This is a genomic window from Flavobacterium ardleyense, from assembly GCF_042686085.1.
GTDB lineage: Bacteria > Bacteroidota > Bacteroidia > Flavobacteriales > Flavobacteriaceae > Flavobacterium > Flavobacterium ardleyense.
In genome coordinates, this window is sequence record NZ_JBHUOL010000022.1 from 269,026 (window position 1) to 284,773 (window position 15,748).

At 33.0% G+C, this 15,748-nt stretch carries 14 protein-coding genes; 9 read left to right on the forward strand and 5 right to left on the reverse strand.

The genetic code is table 11. The annotated features are described in order from the left end of the window. The 4 genes from ACFSX9_RS15100 (at position 1) to ACFSX9_RS15115 (ending at position 3,145) form a co-directional block, all read left to right on the forward strand. On the forward strand, positions 1–1,230 hold the full coding sequence (locus ACFSX9_RS15100) for a nitrous oxide reductase family maturation protein NosD (protein WP_379809172.1): 1,230 nt from the start codon (positions 1–3) through the stop codon (positions 1,228–1,230). Then, entirely contained in the window at positions 1,227–1,949 is a 723-nt protein-coding gene (locus ACFSX9_RS15105; RefSeq protein WP_379809174.1) for an ABC transporter ATP-binding protein, read from the forward strand. The genes ACFSX9_RS15100 and ACFSX9_RS15105 overlap by 4 nt, the downstream gene beginning before the upstream one ends. After that, positions 1,933–2,700 carry an ABC transporter permease subunit gene (locus tag ACFSX9_RS15110; protein WP_379809176.1) on the forward strand — a complete coding sequence of 256 codons (768 nt, stop codon included), beginning with the start codon at positions 1,933–1,935 and terminating at the stop codon, positions 2,698–2,700. Before ACFSX9_RS15105 ends, ACFSX9_RS15110 begins: the two co-directional genes overlap by 17 nt. A gap of 70 nt (positions 2,701–2,770) precedes the next feature. Beyond that, complete coding sequence (locus ACFSX9_RS15115; RefSeq protein WP_379809178.1) at positions 2,771–3,145, forward strand: group III truncated hemoglobin; 375 nt, start codon at positions 2,771–2,773, stop codon at positions 3,143–3,145. Between the two features lie 537 nt (positions 3,146–3,682). Here ACFSX9_RS15115 and ACFSX9_RS15120 read toward each other — a convergent pair. The 3 genes from ACFSX9_RS15120 to ACFSX9_RS15130 form a co-directional block, all read right to left on the reverse strand. After that, entirely contained in the window at positions 3,683–4,237 is a 555-nt protein-coding gene (locus ACFSX9_RS15120) for a fasciclin domain-containing protein (protein ID WP_379809180.1), read from the reverse strand. A gap of 88 nt (positions 4,238–4,325) precedes the next feature. Continuing rightward, on the reverse strand, positions 4,326–5,555 hold the full coding sequence (locus ACFSX9_RS15125; protein ID WP_379809182.1) for a hypothetical protein: 1,230 nt from the start codon (positions 5,553–5,555) through the stop codon (positions 4,326–4,328). Then, positions 5,555–6,142 (reverse strand): Crp/Fnr family transcriptional regulator, encoded by a 588-nt coding sequence (locus ACFSX9_RS15130; RefSeq protein WP_379809184.1) that lies wholly within the window; start codon positions 6,140–6,142, stop codon positions 5,555–5,557. The genes ACFSX9_RS15125 and ACFSX9_RS15130 overlap by 1 nt, the downstream gene beginning before the upstream one ends. Positions 6,143–6,284: 142 nt before the next feature. On the opposite strand from ACFSX9_RS15130, the gene ACFSX9_RS15135 reads away from it, so the two are divergent. Then, the gene (locus tag ACFSX9_RS15135; protein ID WP_379809186.1) at positions 6,285–6,662 is read left to right on the forward strand and encodes a hypothetical protein; all 378 of its coding nucleotides are present in this window, start codon (positions 6,285–6,287) and stop codon (positions 6,660–6,662) included. A 189-nt stretch (positions 6,663–6,851) separates the two neighbouring features. On the opposite strand, the gene lysS is transcribed toward ACFSX9_RS15135, so the two are convergent. Then, a complete protein-coding gene (gene lysS, locus ACFSX9_RS15140; RefSeq protein WP_379809188.1) occupies positions 6,852–8,549 on the reverse strand; it encodes a lysine--tRNA ligase in 1,698 nt (565 codons plus the stop codon). Positions 8,550–8,790: 241 nt separating this feature from the next. On the opposite strand from lysS, the gene ACFSX9_RS15145 reads away from it, so the two are divergent. Together ACFSX9_RS15145 and lipB are read left to right on the forward strand one after the other, a co-directional pair. Further along, on the forward strand, positions 8,791–9,558 hold the full coding sequence (locus ACFSX9_RS15145; protein ID WP_379809190.1) for a hypothetical protein: 768 nt from the start codon (positions 8,791–8,793) through the stop codon (positions 9,556–9,558). A gap of 2 nt (positions 9,559–9,560) precedes the next feature. Next, a complete protein-coding gene (gene lipB / locus ACFSX9_RS15150) occupies positions 9,561–10,256 on the forward strand; it encodes a lipoyl(octanoyl) transferase LipB (protein ID WP_379809192.1) in 696 nt (231 codons plus the stop codon). Positions 10,257–10,331: 75 nt separating this feature from the next. Here the strand turns inward: lipB and ACFSX9_RS15155 are convergent, their stop codons facing one another. Further along, a complete protein-coding gene (locus ACFSX9_RS15155) occupies positions 10,332–10,991 on the reverse strand; it encodes a ribonuclease HII (protein ID WP_379809194.1) in 660 nt (219 codons plus the stop codon). A gap of 235 nt (positions 10,992–11,226) precedes the next feature. Between ACFSX9_RS15155 and ACFSX9_RS15160 the strand changes: the two genes are divergently transcribed. Next, positions 11,227–14,334: a SusC/RagA family TonB-linked outer membrane protein gene (locus ACFSX9_RS15160; RefSeq protein WP_379809196.1), complete on the forward strand. Its 3,108-nt coding sequence runs from the start codon at positions 11,227–11,229 to the stop codon at positions 14,332–14,334. Positions 14,335–14,346: 12 nt separating this feature from the next. After that, positions 14,347–15,738 carry a RagB/SusD family nutrient uptake outer membrane protein gene (locus ACFSX9_RS15165; protein ID WP_379809198.1) on the forward strand — a complete coding sequence of 464 codons (1,392 nt, stop codon included), beginning with the start codon at positions 14,347–14,349 and terminating at the stop codon, positions 15,736–15,738. The last annotated feature ends 10 nt before the right edge of the window (positions 15,739–15,748 follow it).

A 15,748-nucleotide genomic window follows, 5' to 3' on the forward strand; every position in this document is an offset into this window, starting at 1 on the left:
ATGAGAAATTTCATAGTTATAGTACTTCTTTTTTCATTTTCATTGAATGCACAAACTATTCATGTAGGAAAAGATCACCCTATTAAGTCAATTAAAAAAGGAATTGAATTAGCGAAAGCTGGTGATACTTTAATGGTTCACGGTGGTTTATATAGAGAAGGAAATATAATAATTGATAAAAAAATTGTTTTTATAGGTAAAGATTTACCCATTTTAGATGGGGAAAAAAAACATGAAGTGTTATCTATTAAAGCAGATAGTGTTGTTGTAGATGGTTTTAAAGTTATTAAATCAGCTTATGCAACAATTACAGATCCTTGTGGTATCAAAGTGTATAACAAATCATACGTTGTAATTCAAAACAATGTTTTAGAGGATAATTTTTTTGGTATATATCTTCAAAATAGCCAAAATTGTACCATAAAAAATAATCACCTAATTGCACACGGCAGAGAAGAACAGCAACTAGGAAACGGAATACACTGCTGGAAGTCAAATGATATCTTAATCATTGGTAATCGTATTGACGGCCATAGAGATGGCATCTATTTTGAATTTGTATATGATTCATTAGTTTGGAGAAATATCTGCACTAATAATATTAGATATGGGCTTCATTTCATGTTTTCACATAGTAACTCTTACATTACTAATGTATTTAGAAATAATGGAGCAGGAGTTTCGGTGATGTACACTAAGAATGTGAAAATGTTTAATAATACATTTGATCAAAACTGGGGTGCTTCTGCTTACGGGTTGCTTTTAAAAGAAATTTCTGATAGTTATATCTTTAATAATAAATTCATTTCTAATACTTCTGCAATTTATATAGAAGGAAGTAGCCGTAATAAAATTGAAAAGAATCAATTTAATTCAAACGGATGGGCCATGCAAATCCAGGCTAATAGTATGGATAATGAGGTGGTGAATAATAATTTTAAGGGGAATACCTTTGATATGGGAACCAATGGAACTCTTGTTTTAAACACCTTTAATAGTAATTATTGGGATAAGTATGAAGGGTATGATATCAATAAAGATGGAGTAGGCGATGTGCCGTATCATCCTTTGAGTTTGTTTGCCGTTCTTATTGAAAACAATCCTTCCGCAATGCTTTTGTTTAGAAGTTTTATGATTACACTTTTAGACAAATCAGAAAAAGTATTGCCAAGTATTACACCAGATAATTTTATAGATAATAAACCATTAATGAAACCGTTGCCATTATGATAGAAGTAAAAGAGGTAAGCAAAAAATTCGGAAAATTAGAAGTCCTTAAAGATGTTTCTATTTCGTGTAAATCAGGTCAATGTATTGCATTGATTGGTCCAAACGGATGCGGAAAAACCACTTTGATTAAATCAATTTTAGGAATGGTTTTACCTGATAAAGGAACAATGGAATTCAATAATAAGTCAGTTTTTGGCGATTATTTATACAGAGAAAAAATTGGATATATGCCTCAAATTGGCCGTTATCCAGATACCATGACAATAGGTCAAATTATTGAAATGGTAAAGAAAATCCGAAATTCGAAAGAAGTTTTAGACGATGATTTATACCATGCTTTCGGAATTGAAAAAATGCTAAACAAACAAATGCGAACACTTTCGGGAGGAACAACTCAGAAAGTAAGTGCCGTATTGGCGTTTTTATTCAACCCTGATGTTTTAATCTTAGATGAGCCTACTGCCGGACTAGATCCGTTAGCCTCAGAGTTGTTGAAAGATAAAATCATCAAGGAAAAAGATAAAGGAAAGTTAATCATTATTACATCACATCTATTGAGTGAATTAGATGATTTAATTTCGGAAATTATTTTTATGCAGGAAGGGAAAGTTTTTTTCCACAAGAGCGTAAATGAATTGAGAGAAGAAACCCAAGAAGATAAGATATCTAAAGCCATAGCCAAAATTTTAAGAGCAAACTCACATGAACAGAATAATTAAAATCATATTATCCGATATTTTAAAAAATAAAATAGTAATAGTTTACACACTTATTTTAGCCGTTTTGTCATGGAGTTCTTTTGCAATGGAAGACAATTCAGCTAAAGGAATGTTAACGGTATTAAATGTAATTTTGTTCACAGTTCCGTTAGTAGCTATTTTATTTTCAACGATTTACATTTATAATAGTTCTGAATTCATAGAATTATTAGTAAGTCAGCCTATTAAAAGAAGTAAGATTTGGATCAGTTTATTCATCAGTTTGATGTTGTCTTTAGTAATCTCTTTCTTTATAGGTTCTGGAATACCTTTACTGATTTATGCGCCTGATTTTAATGGGTTTATGATGTTGATCATCGGTATTTTAATTACAGCAATTTTCGTCTCTCTAGCTTTTTTTAGCGCAATTTTTAATCGCGATAAAGCGAGAGGAATTGGAACTTCAATCGTAATTTGGTTGTTCTTTGCCTTGATTTTTGACGGTTTAATTTTGTTCTTATTGTTTCAGTTTTCGGATTATCCAATTGAAAAACCAATGATTTTTGTAACCTCAATGAGTCCAATTGACTTAGCGAGAATTCAAATGTTATTGCATCTTGATGCTTCAGCAATGATGGGATACACAGGAGCCTTATTCAAAGAATACTTCGGTAACGGAATAGGAATAGCAGTTTCTTTATTCTTATTGGTTTTATGGGTAATACTTCCTTTTTTAATTTCACTTAGAAAGTTCAAAACAAAAGATTTGTAAAAGAATCGAGTTGTATAAATTTAGATTTTATAACTAAAGAATTTCACACTAATTTCTAAATTATTTTAACATGAAAACGGACATCAGAAATAGAAAAGACATTGAGAAATTAGTGAATTCATTTTACGATAAGATTAAATCTGATTCGATAATTGGTTATATGTTTAATGATGTAGCGCAAGTGAATTGGGAATTGCATCTTCCGATAATGTACAACTTTTGGGAAAATATTTTATTTTACACCGGAAATTACAATGGAAGTCCGATGGTGGTTCATAAAGAATTACACGAAAAAAGCCCTTTAAATCCGAAGCATTTTAAGCAATGGAATAAACTTTTTGAAGAAACTGTAAATACCTTTTTTGAAGGACCAAAGGCGGAAGAAATAAAAAATAGAGCAATGAATATTTCTGCTGTATTGATGAGCAAAACACTAGCTCCATAAAGCATTAAATTTTAGAAATAATAAAATTATTGGCCGCTACCGTTTTGGTGAGTGGCCATTTATTTTAGTGCTTATTGAAGTTCCAAAAGCTAGAAAAATGTAATCTGTAAGTTGATATCTCTTTTTCTAATAAATATATCGAAAGTATAAGAATGCTATCACTTGTTTTGGAGCTTGTGGTATACGTTATTGATCTTATGACTAAGAACTACTATTCTATAAATGACTTCAATTTAGAGCAGTTATAGAGCGAATTGTTATTCTGAAAGTAGTGTTTTTTATTAGTGCAACAGAATTTCTTAAGACAGTTAGCTAACCTGTCTTAAGAAAGCTTCGAAAATGACTCTAAATCTATTTATACGCCTTCAGTTAGTTAGTTTCTTCTGATGCTGTTGAGGTATGTAGTTTTAGAAAGTTTAGTAGAATTAGGTGGACAAGATTGATAACAATATAAAGAAAATAAAAAAGCGTGAATTTTAAAATTCACGCTTTTTTAACTTTTATAAAATAGAAATAAGTTGAATTAATAATTTTATCTTATTTTGGTAAAAGAACATCTCCAATTACGTGGATCACGCCGTTAGCAGTCTCAATTGTGGCTAGTATTTCAGAACCATTTACAAAAGTTTTATCACCTTCTTTTGTGATTTTTACTTTTCCACCATAAACCATATCATACGATTGTCCGTCTTGCATGTATTCTGTTTTTAAAACACCTACATAAGTATGATAGCCTAAAATGTTTTCTAAATCATCTTTTTTCTCTGGTTTTAACAAGCCATCTACTGTGCCAGCTGGTAATTTATCAAACGCAGCATTAGTGGGTGCAAAAACTGTAAATGGACCTGCGTTGCTTAGTGAAGATACTAAATTTGCCGCTTTTAATGCAGCTACTAAAGTGGTGTGATCTTTACTTGCAACAGCCGTCTGAACAATGTTTGGCATTGAAGTTTCATCCACAACATTTTCTTGTCCTCCAACAGCCGCTTCTGTTGTATCTGATGTTGATTCTGTAGCTGGTTGGTCGACCTGCTTGCAATTAAAAGCAAATAATAAACTTGCAATTAATAACGTTTTGATTGTTGTTCTCATAATTATTGGTTTTATAATACATTCAAATTATACTAACAAAGTACCTGATTATAAAAGCTATATTTTATGATTGTACGCATAAGATATTCTAAATTTTAACCTTTTTTCCAGAAGAAAAAGCAGTAATACCTATTCCGGTCACTAAAACGATGGCAGCTACAAAAAGCATCTCGTTAACATATGGAACTTTAGTGTAACTAAAGCCGGCAACTCCTTGTATGGCTAGGATAATTTCGTTTAAGAAAACTCCAACAGTAAAAATTATTAGACCAATTTTTATCCCCTTATTGACACGGATCAAATCAGTAGCAAAAATATAGAACAATAAAAATAATGAAATTACAGCTAAAAGTATTAAATGTAAATATGCGATTACAATCGGTCTAAACCCAAAAGCCAGTTGACTTAACGCAGGAATTGTAGAGCCTAATTGTAGTAAAAGTTTTAAGGTTAAGGCCAAGGCTGAAAACAGGAAAATATTTCGTAGAAAAACAGGATAGGTCTTAATGACTTCGCTTTTTGTTTTGATAACAATTGCCAAGAATTTAAACCATGCATAAACCTGAATTACTGCAGAAAGTACCGTCAAAATATAAACCCACATTGGTAATTTTAACCAAAGTGTCGATAGAAAATACGCCGGAATACATGATAGGAAAAACAGATAGTAAAACTGATTGTAAAATGAGTTTTCGGAAGCTTTTAATTTTAGTAAAGAGATTAGAAATCCCATACAAGCAAAGAAGAACCAACCATTATACTGAAAGTGCAAGTAATAATAGATAGAAGCCAAATATTCGTTTTGAATAATGGTTTTTGTCGCCATCATGTAGGCTAAATAGAAAGTTCCGATAGATGAAATTACATTAAAAAAGAGTGCGCCTTTAAACCAGTTTTTAGACAGATCATCGTTCGGAACCATTTTTAGATCCTGGTAGTACATGAAAGCAAATACGCAGGCTACAACAATAGTAGATGTAGAAAAAATGATTGAAATAATGCCATAACCTTGGATTATAAAGGAAATCAGCATCACATAAGCGCAGATTAAATTTGCAATTAGGACAGTATTGTATTTTTTCAGGAAATCTTTAGTAGAATTGGTTATTTTTTTAGTTAAAAAAACTAGCATCAATACCATCAAAGTGTGGCTAATCCATCCGGCGAATGCAAAATGAGAATGCGAGTGTTGCAGATTTTTTTGATCTAAAAAAGGAAATTCAAAGCCAATTTTGTAGCGCATTAAAAGTCCTAAGATTGCTACTAATAGTAGATTAAATAATGAGAATTTTAACCAAAATGTTGCTCTAGATAACATCAGTAATATAATTTATGATTTATAATTTCAATTTTTTTCGCTGCTTTCATTTTCGTAAATGTTCGAATTACAGTTTCAACACGTAAGCCTGTAAAATTGGCAATTTCTTGACGTGTAAAAGGAACCAATTCTCTAATTTCGTCTTTGCCTTTTTTATGTGTATTTAAGAATGCTAAAATTCTAAACTCAGGTTTTTGGTTAATAATGTCCTTGGAGGTTTTCGACTTGCTATGAATTCTACGGGCTAATAATTGTAGAAATCGGTTCTGAGTTTCTCGATTTTCATCTAAAATCTTCAGGAATTTCTCCTTTGACAATTTAATTATTTTACAATCACAAAAAGCCACTGCTGAAGAAGGATATTTCTCGTCAATCAGTAAAGGAGGTTCTCCAAAACTTTGTCCGTCATTAAAATAACCTTGGGTAAATTCTTTGCCGTCATCATTAGAATTATACATTCTAACACAACCTTCCACTACTTGATAATAAAAACCTGCTACTTCGTCTTCGCTGAAAAGGATTTCGTTTTTTTTATATTCTTTAGCAATTGCGCCCCAAGTATAAAGTAAATCTAAATCTATTTGCATGGTTGAAAATGAGTGTTTTAAGTCGAAAAAGCTTCTGTTTTATGCTCTTTCAATTTGGTGTTACAAAATAATTGATATAAAACTACTTAAATTATGACCACAATCATAATTTTATTAGTTTTCTTATTTTAAATTTGACGTTATGAAGCGATTAATTGTTATAGTTGCACTTATGTTATTTCTAAAACCAATATATCCGGTTTTAGAATACATCTTGCAGTATGACTACATTGCTACAGAGCTTTGCAAAAATACAAACAAGCCCGAATTAGAGTGTAATGGAAAATGTCATTTGGTGGCTGAATTAGCAAAAACGGCTGCTGATGAAAAGCCAATGAAATCAGATAAAAAGAATAACTTAAAACAAATTACGCAAGTCTTGTTTTTTCAAGACATCGAAGCATTATCAGTAAGACAAATTTATTATCATAATACAACTTCTTTTGGATACAATTATGCCAATCTTTACTTTCACACGGCAGATTGTTCCGTTTTTAGACCACCTATTTTTAGTGCTTAATTTTTATTTTCAATCACAATTCATGCAACACTTTTAGGTGTTTTTTTTGTTTGTAGTATTAACTGGGATTTTGTCGTCCTTAATTTATTTCAGGATCTTTACCATTTGTGCAATATAAATACAATTGCCCTTTCTTTTTAAACTCTAAAACAAAAAAAGACTGCAATTAGCAGCCTTTTTAAAATGTGATTATTTTCCTAAGTATTCGGCAATTTTATTGTCGCCATCTACTTTAATTTTCATTAAACCGTGTTTGCTAATTCCTTTGCTGGCAGCATCCCATTTCTTACCGCTTAAATCCGCTTTGATTTTTAAATCGGCAATCGAAATGCCTTCATTTGCTTTCAAAACTTCAATAATGTGTTTTTCATCTTCAGTCAATTCAGGTCCTTTTTTCTCCGGACGCATTTGAGGGAAAAATAACACTTCCTGAATCGATGGATTATTCGTTAAAAACATAATTAATCGGTCCATACCAATTCCTAAACCAGAAGTTGGTGGCATTCCGTATTCTAAAGCTCTTAAGAAATCTTCATCGATAATTCCGTTTGCTTCATCATCACCTTTTTCGGCCAAAGCCATTTGTGCTTCAAAACGCTCTCTTTGGTCAATTGGATCATTTAACTCAGAATACGCATTAGCGATTTCCTTACCACAAACCATCAATTCAAAACGCTCCGTTAATTCTGGATTATCTCTATGAGATTTGCATAAAGGTGACATTTCTTTTGGATAATCAGTAATGAAAGTTGGCTGAATGAAGTTGCCTTCACACTTTTCACCAAAAATCTCATCAATTAATTTTCCTTTCCCCATCGTGTCGTTAACTTCAATATGCATTCCTTTTGCAGCTTCACGCAATTCATCTTCAGATTTTCCAGTAATGTCAAAACCAGTGAATTGAATAATCGCATCTGTCATTGTCACACGAGCATACGGTGCTTTGAAATTTATTTTATGTTCGCCAAAAGTAGCTTCGGTAGTTCCGTTTACTTGATTGGCACAATATTCTAATAAATTTTCAGTCATTTCCATCATCCAGTTGTAGTCTTTATAAGCTACATAAATTTCCATTGCTGTAAATTCTGGATTGTGCGTTCTATCCATTCCTTCGTTACGGAAGTTTTTAGAAAACTCGTAAACACCGTCAAAACCACCTACGATTAGTCTTTTTAAGTATAATTCGTTAGCAATTCGCATGTATAATGGAATATCTAAACTATTATGATGTGTAATAAAAGGTCGTGCTGCAGCGCCACCAGGAATAGATTGTAAAACCGGAGTTTCAACTTCTAAATAACCGGCATCGTTGAAGAAATTACGCATTGCGGTAAACAATTTCGTACGTTTCATAAACACTTCTTTTACTTGCGGATTCACTACTAAATCTACATAACGCATTCTGTAACGCAATTCAGGATCAGAAAAAGCATCGTGAACATTGCCTTCTTCATCTGTTTTTGGTAATGGTAATGGGCGTAAAGTCTTACTTAAAAAAGTGAATTTATCGACGCGAACACACATTGCACCCACTTTTGTCATAAACAATTCGCCTTCAATTCCTATAAAATCACCTAAATCCGTTAATTTTTTAAAAACCTGATTGTAAGTCGTTTTGTCTTCACCTAAGCAAAGAACATCACGATTTAAATACAGCTGAATTCTTCCTTCACTGTCTTGTAACTCAGCAAACGAAGCTTTCCCTTGGTCACGAACACTCATCAAACGACCTGCTAAAATCACCTTCTTACCTTCTACAAAACTCTCCTTCACCTGTTTCGAAGTATGATTCACCGGAAATAAATCCGCCGGATAAGGGTTAATTCCTAATTCGCGCAAAGCGTTTAGCTTGTCTCTTCTGATAATTTCTTGTTCCGAAAGTTGCATATAACTATATTTAAGGGTGCAAAGATAGGCATAAATTAAAAAACTGCCAACTAAGAACTGAAGACTGAAAACTTTTTTCTGAAGCGAATGGTAAGCGCCTTTTTGGTATCCATATTCCTGCTTTTCGTTACAATCTTTTTAGACTTGCCAGGTTTTTGAAACCTGTCATTTCTAAAAAGGATTTCCTCTTCAATCAGGGCTAGTTAGTAAAGTATTTGTATATTTGTTAAAATTTTTTAAAATGAAAAAAATAGTACTCGCCTTGTTTTTAGGGACATTACTCGTTGGTTGTAAAATTCATGAAACCTTTATAATTACGGATTCAGAAGAAGTAAATTTACGCTACGGATTCGATTTTTCGCCTATGCTTAAGTTAGGTACAAAGGATAAAGATAAAAAAGCGAACCAGAAAGTAATCGATACGGTTTTAGATTTTAAAACGTTGTTAGTGGAGCATAAAGACAGTATTTCCAAGCTTCCTGATAGTATTAAAGCTAAATTAGAATTTTTATCAGGTTTTGATATTCGATTAAATGTCGACGAGTCGAAAGATATTTTCCTATATGAAATGGGAATTAACATAAGCTCAGTTGCCGCTATATCAAAAGACATGTCTCCATTTAAAAGTATTGATGCATTGTCTAAAACGGACAAAAATTTAGCGTTAGGTTCAAGTCAAGTGGGTTCAGATAGTGAAAATATCGAAGCGAGTTATTCTTACACGGATAAATTTTTTATTAAAACAGTTACATCAAAAGATAAGTCGAAGAAAAAATCTAAAAAAGCATCAAAAAAAGAAAAATTAGGTGATGATGAGTTTTCTAAACAGATAAGTGCTGCTTTGAAGGAATGTTCTTATGTAATGAAATATACGTTCCCAAAAGAAATAAAAAATGTTTCATTAAAAGGAGCAAAAATAAGCGACGATAGAAAAACCTTTACTTATGAGGTTTTTTTAGAAGAAATGGATGAGCAAAAAGATTTAGAATTTAAAGTAGAATTCAAATAATCATGAACAAAAAAGTCCAACTGCAAGATTTAGGAAATAAAGATTATAAAGCAACATGGGATTATCAAGAAGAATTGTTTGCAAAAGTTGTAGCGCAAAAAAAACTGAAACGAGAAGATCCTTCCATTGAAACGGATAACTATTTCTTATATGTAGAACATCCGCATGTTTATACCTTAGGTAAAAGTGGTGATTTTTCTAACTTATTACTTTCCGAAAAACAATTGGAAGCTAAAGGAGCAACATTTCATAAGATAAATAGAGGAGGGGATATTACGTATCATGGACCTGGACAAATTGTAGGATATCCTATTTTAGATTTAGAAAACTTCTTTACTGATATTCATAAATACTTGCGTTTTTTAGAAGAAGCAGTCATTTTAACCTTGTCCGAATATGGTTTACGTTGCGAAAGAAGTGGTGGAGAAACAGGTGTTTGGCTAGGAGTTGGAACGCCATTTGCACGTAAAATTTGTGCCATGGGAGTAAGAGCTTCACGCTGGGTTACAATGCATGGATTTGCTTTAAACGCCAATGCAGATTTAGGATTTTTTGATAATATTATTCCTTGTGGTATAAAAGGAAAAGCAGTGACGTCAATGCATGTAGAATTAGGTGGGCCCGTAGATGCCGAAGAAGTAAAAGAAAAAATATTAAAGCATTTTCAAACGCTTTTTGAAGCAGAAATGGTTAAATAAAAAGCAAGCACAATTAAAAGCTATTTCCAGAATCAACCTAAACTGATAACCTACAATAGAGAACGGACAACTTTCCTAAAGTTCCAAACGCAATTGATCCGGCAGTAATTTAAAACTCATTCGGTGATATTTTGTTGGGCCATATTTTGCTATGGCCGCTCTGTGTTCTTTTGTGGGATAGCCTTTGTTCTTTTTCCAATTATACATTGGGAATTCCTCGTGAATTTTATTCATATACTCATCTCGGTACGTCTTTGCTAATACCGAGGCTGCTGCTATATTTAAAAACTTTGCATCACCTTTTGTGATACTTGTCGTGGGGATCGATTTTAATAATTCAATCTCCTCAGAAGTAAATATCCTTCCTTTTGTCTGTTTCATGCCTAATTTGGCGTTTAATGCCCTGTTGCCATCAACAATAATATATTCTGGCATCGGTTTTAGCTGCAATATGCATTCTTGCATGGCCTTCATTGAAGCGTTTAAAATATTGATTTCATCAATTTCTTCATTTAATAGATGTGTTACTGCAAAAGAAATAGCTTTTTCTTCTACTAGTGGTTTTAGTAACATTCTTGTTTTTTCTGACAACTGTTTGGAATCGTTTAGTAATGCTAATTCAAAATCATTTGGAAGAATTACAGCCGCCGCTGTAACCGGTCCTGCAAGGCATCCTCTGCCTGCTTCATCTGTGCCACACTCATGCTCAAGATTCGTAAATTTATTGTTCAGCATCTTTCTTTTTGGCAAAAGTATAACATTTACTTAACAATATTATTTTTGAGAAATATTTAATTTTTTACTCAACCTATTTAGCATATATGCATCTTTATTATGAGATAATTCTTAAATGTGTTTTTTTTACCGTAAAAACTTTAACACTTGTAAATTGTAATATTCCGGAGTATTACTTGTTTATTTAAGAAATTATTAAGAAGTTTGCTGGATAACTAACTCAAATAAATTTAATATGAGATCGAAGTTCAAATGGATTTTTACGCTATTAGTAGCGTTTACGATGCAGTTTTCGTTCGCGCAACAGAAAGCTGTTACAGGTGTGGTTTCTGATAACCTAGGCCCTGTTGCTGGTGCAAACGTTGTTAATCAATCGACAAAAGCTGGTACGGTAACTGATTTTGATGGTAAGTATTCTATCAGTGCAAGAAAAGGAGAGGTTTTAGTGGTTTCATTTGCAGGTAGTACTCAAAGTATTACTGTAGGAGATGCAAGCAATTATAATGTTTCTTTAAAAATTGTTGAAATTGCTGAGACAGTAGTTGTAGCTTATGGTACATCTAGTAAAAAAGATGTAACATCTGCAGTATCTACGGTGAGTGCTAAAGCAATTGAGCAGGTTCCTATCGCTTCTTTAGACCAGATTCTACAAGGTAGTGTGGCAGGTATGACTGTTTCAACAGGATCAGGACAGCCTGGTCAAAGTGCTTCTGTTAGAATCAGAGGTATATCTTCATTAAGTGGTACAAGAGATCCACTTTATATAATGGATGGTGTGCCTATTGATGCTAAAAACTTTAGAAGTATAAATTCTAATGATATTGAAAGCTTAAGCGTTTTGAAAGATGCTGCAGCAACAGTACTTTACGGAAGTAGAGGTGCGAGTGGAGTTGTTCTTATTACAACTAAAAAAGGTAAATATAATTCAGGATTTAAAGTGCAGTACAGATCTTTGTTCGGTATTTCAATGGAGCCAGTTGCGAAATTTAATGTAATGAATGCTTCACAATACTTAACTTGGCAAAGAGATGTTCTTGGTACCGGTTATGGTGCAACAGGTAGTTCAGGAACTGTTGTTGGTGCTGGTCCATTGTCTGATGTTGAGATCGCCGCTATTGCTGGTCAAACTAATACAGACTGGTCGGATGTATTTTTTAGAGAAGGTAGAACTACATCTCATGAGTTGAATTTAACTTCGGGTAATGATGTTTCTAGATCGTATACCTCTATTGGGTATTTTGATCAAGAAGGGATTACCTTAAGAAGTGATTTAAAGAGATTTACTTTTAGAACTAACTACGAGTTAAAGCCAAATGACAAGTTCCGTTTTGGATACAATTTGACTTTTAACTATAGTAAAAGTAGTTTCGTAGTGGATCGTAATAGAGTAGGTGCTGAGAATACAGGAGGGGAACTTGATAATCCTTTCATCGTTCCTTATATTGGTCTTCCTTATTTATCTCCATACAATACAGATGGAAGTTTAAATATCATTGGAAATCAATTGTCAGGTGCTTATAATACAAATGTAGATGGATCTCAAGGCGGGTACTCAATTTCTGGAGCAAATGGATTTTCTAATACACCATATTTAGCTTTAAATACTTCAAGATTCAATACGGATTCTGAGAGTGAATTAAAAGCTGTTGCTCAAATTAATGCTGATTATAAAATTCTTCCTAATATTAAAGTTGGGGGTTCTTTCGGTGTAGATTATACTAACATTGCAAGTCTTGATATTACACATCCTCTAAGTATTAGAGGAGATTTGTATCCTACACAAGCATCGGCTAACAAAGGATATCAGTATGAAGCTTTTGGTAGAGATTCAAATTTGAATGTGAATACTTTTATTTCATATGAGAAAACTTTTAAGGACAAACATAGCGTAGAAGCTACTGTTTTATCAGAGTATTTCTATAATGACTATAAAAATGCAGGTTTTCAGGCTTATGGTTTGAATCCAGCGTTGATTGGTTCTGGTTCAGGATTTACTTCAGGATCTTTATTAGAAGGTGGTCAGGCAATTTATGCGCCTGAAGTTTTTTCACGTAATTCTGAATTAGCTATTTTTAGTTATTTTGGTGTTGTGAAATATGATTATGATAACAAATATGGTGTTCAGGTTTCTGCAAGAAGAGATGCTTCTTCACGTTTCTTAGAAGATAACAGATGGGGAACTTTCTGGTCTGTTTCGGGTAAATGGAATATTAGTGAAGAGAAATTCATGGAAGATTCTAAAGTAATCGATGACTTGAAGCTTAGAGCTAGTTATGGTTCTACGGGTAATCAAGGTGTTGGAGGTTATTATGTAGGATATGAAACTATTACTGGAGGTACTGGTTATGGTTCTAATCAAGCATATTTACCTGGAATCGCTGATAAAGACTTGAAGTGGGAAACTACTTATCAAACTAATATTGGTTTAGATTTTGGTATATTAAATAGATTAAGAGGTTCATTAGATGTTTATGAGAAAAAGACAAAAGATTTGTTTTTTCAAACACAGCTACCTACTTCTACTGGTTTTGCTTCCATTTTTAAAAACATTGGTGAAATGTCAAACAGAGGAATTGAATTAGAACTTAATTATGATTTAATCAAAAAGTCTGACTTCACTGTTAATGTATTTGCTAACGGAGCATACAACAAAAACGAAATTGTTAAGTTAGATGGTTTAACCAATTTCCAAGGTAGTGGTGCTACTCGTTTACAGGTAGGTGATGCTTTTGGTACTTTCAACACTGTTCGTTATGCGGGTGTTGATCCAGCGAATGGTCAGCCGCTTTACTATGATGGCAATGGAGATATAACTAATGTTTACAATTTGAATGACAGAGTAAGTTCAGGTAAATCTTTCGTTCCTAAGTATACTGGAGGGTTTGGATTAAATGCAACTTATAAAGATTTTCAAATATCATCTTTATTCTCATTTGCAGCTGAGCAATACAGAACTAATAGTTCTTTAGCGATTGTAGAAGACGTGAGTTTAGCTGGATTTGCTAATCAGTCTACGACAATGTTAAATGCATGGCAAAATCCTGGAGATATCACAAGTATTCCAAGTGTAAATTTCCCAAGTATTCGTCTGCAAAACACAGATAGATATTTAGAGGATGCGTCATATTTAAGACTTAGAAATGTTACTTTAGGCTATGTTTTAAATGGTACTAAAGTGCAGGATTCAAAATACTTTAGCTCTGTTCGTTTTTACGTTCAAGCACAAAACTTATTTACATGGACTAAATATAAAGGATTTGACCCTGAATCTAACGGTTCATCAAATTTCTTTGATTACCCTACTCCACGTCAATTTACATTTGGTGTAGATATTAACTTATAAAAAAAAATATAAATGAAAAAAATAGTATTATTATTCACTGTAATATTTGCTTTTTATTCTTGTGAAGATAGTCTTGATAGATTGCCAAATGATTCTTTAGTATCAGATACGGCATATAGAACTGTTGATGACTTAGAATTAGGATTAAATGGTGTGTTCTCTGCATATACACAGCGAAATATTATAACTTTCTCTTCTATTTTTACTGATGAATCAAAAATCGGTGCAGATAATGGAGGACAACAAATTAACTTGTATAACCAAGTTTTAGATCCTGCAGAGGGTAGTGCTGCCGCTATTTGGGCGGGTCATTATTCTGCAATCGCGAGAGCAAATAGAATTATTGTAGCAGCCTCTACTATTACACCTTCTGCTGCTGAGCAAGCTCGCTATGATAACATTGTAGGTCAGTGTTATGCGCTTAGAGCGTTATGTCATTTTGACTTATTAAATCATTATACTGTAGATCCTAGAAATTTGACTTCATTAGCTGTTCCTTATGTTGATAGAGTTCTTACGGCAGGGATTGCTAGAAATACAGTAGAAGAAGTAAGAGACGGGATTTTAGATGATTTAGATACTGCTCAAGCAAAGGTTTCTACAACGGATACTTATTTTGCTACTGGAAATTTCTTTGATTTTCTTAGAGCTAAAGTGTTTTTAGTTACTGGTGATTTTCCTCAAGCGTTAATCAAAGCTGATGCTGTGATTGCGAATGTACCGCTAGCTACTGTTGCACAGTATCCTGGAATATTTACTGACGCTAATAACGCTGAAATTATTTTTAGAAGAAAACGTACTGTTACTGAAACTTATATGGGTGGTACTTGGTTCTTTACAGGTACTGGAGGTGCATTTATGGAAATGTCGAATAAAATGTATGACGCGTTAGTTCCTAACGATGTTAGAACTAACGTATTGTTTGATCCTACTAGCGATGTTGCAAATAATGAGCATTTAATTAACAAGTATCCTGGAAGTAGTGGTGTTAACTATTTCAACCAAGAGAAAGTAATGAGAGTTTCAGAAATGTACTTGGTTAAGGCTGAAGCGCAAGCTCGTTTAACGTCTTATGGACCTGCTGCTCAGACTATCAAATTGCTTAGAGATAATAGATTTACTTCTGGTAATGAGCCAGGACTAGATGTGTATACTAACATGAACGAAGCTGCAACAGCAATACTTGCAGAAAGAAATTTAGAATTGGGATATGAAGGTCATAGATATGTTGATATAAAACGACTTAGAAATGACACAAATGTTGGTATTGTAAGAAATGCTTTAGATTGTGGTGGTTCAGTTCCTTGTACAATTGGAGTAACAGATCACAGATTTACGTTACCTGTACCTTTAAATGAAACAGGCGCTAATACCTTGATGGTGCAAAATCCAGGTTATAATTAATAAAATATTA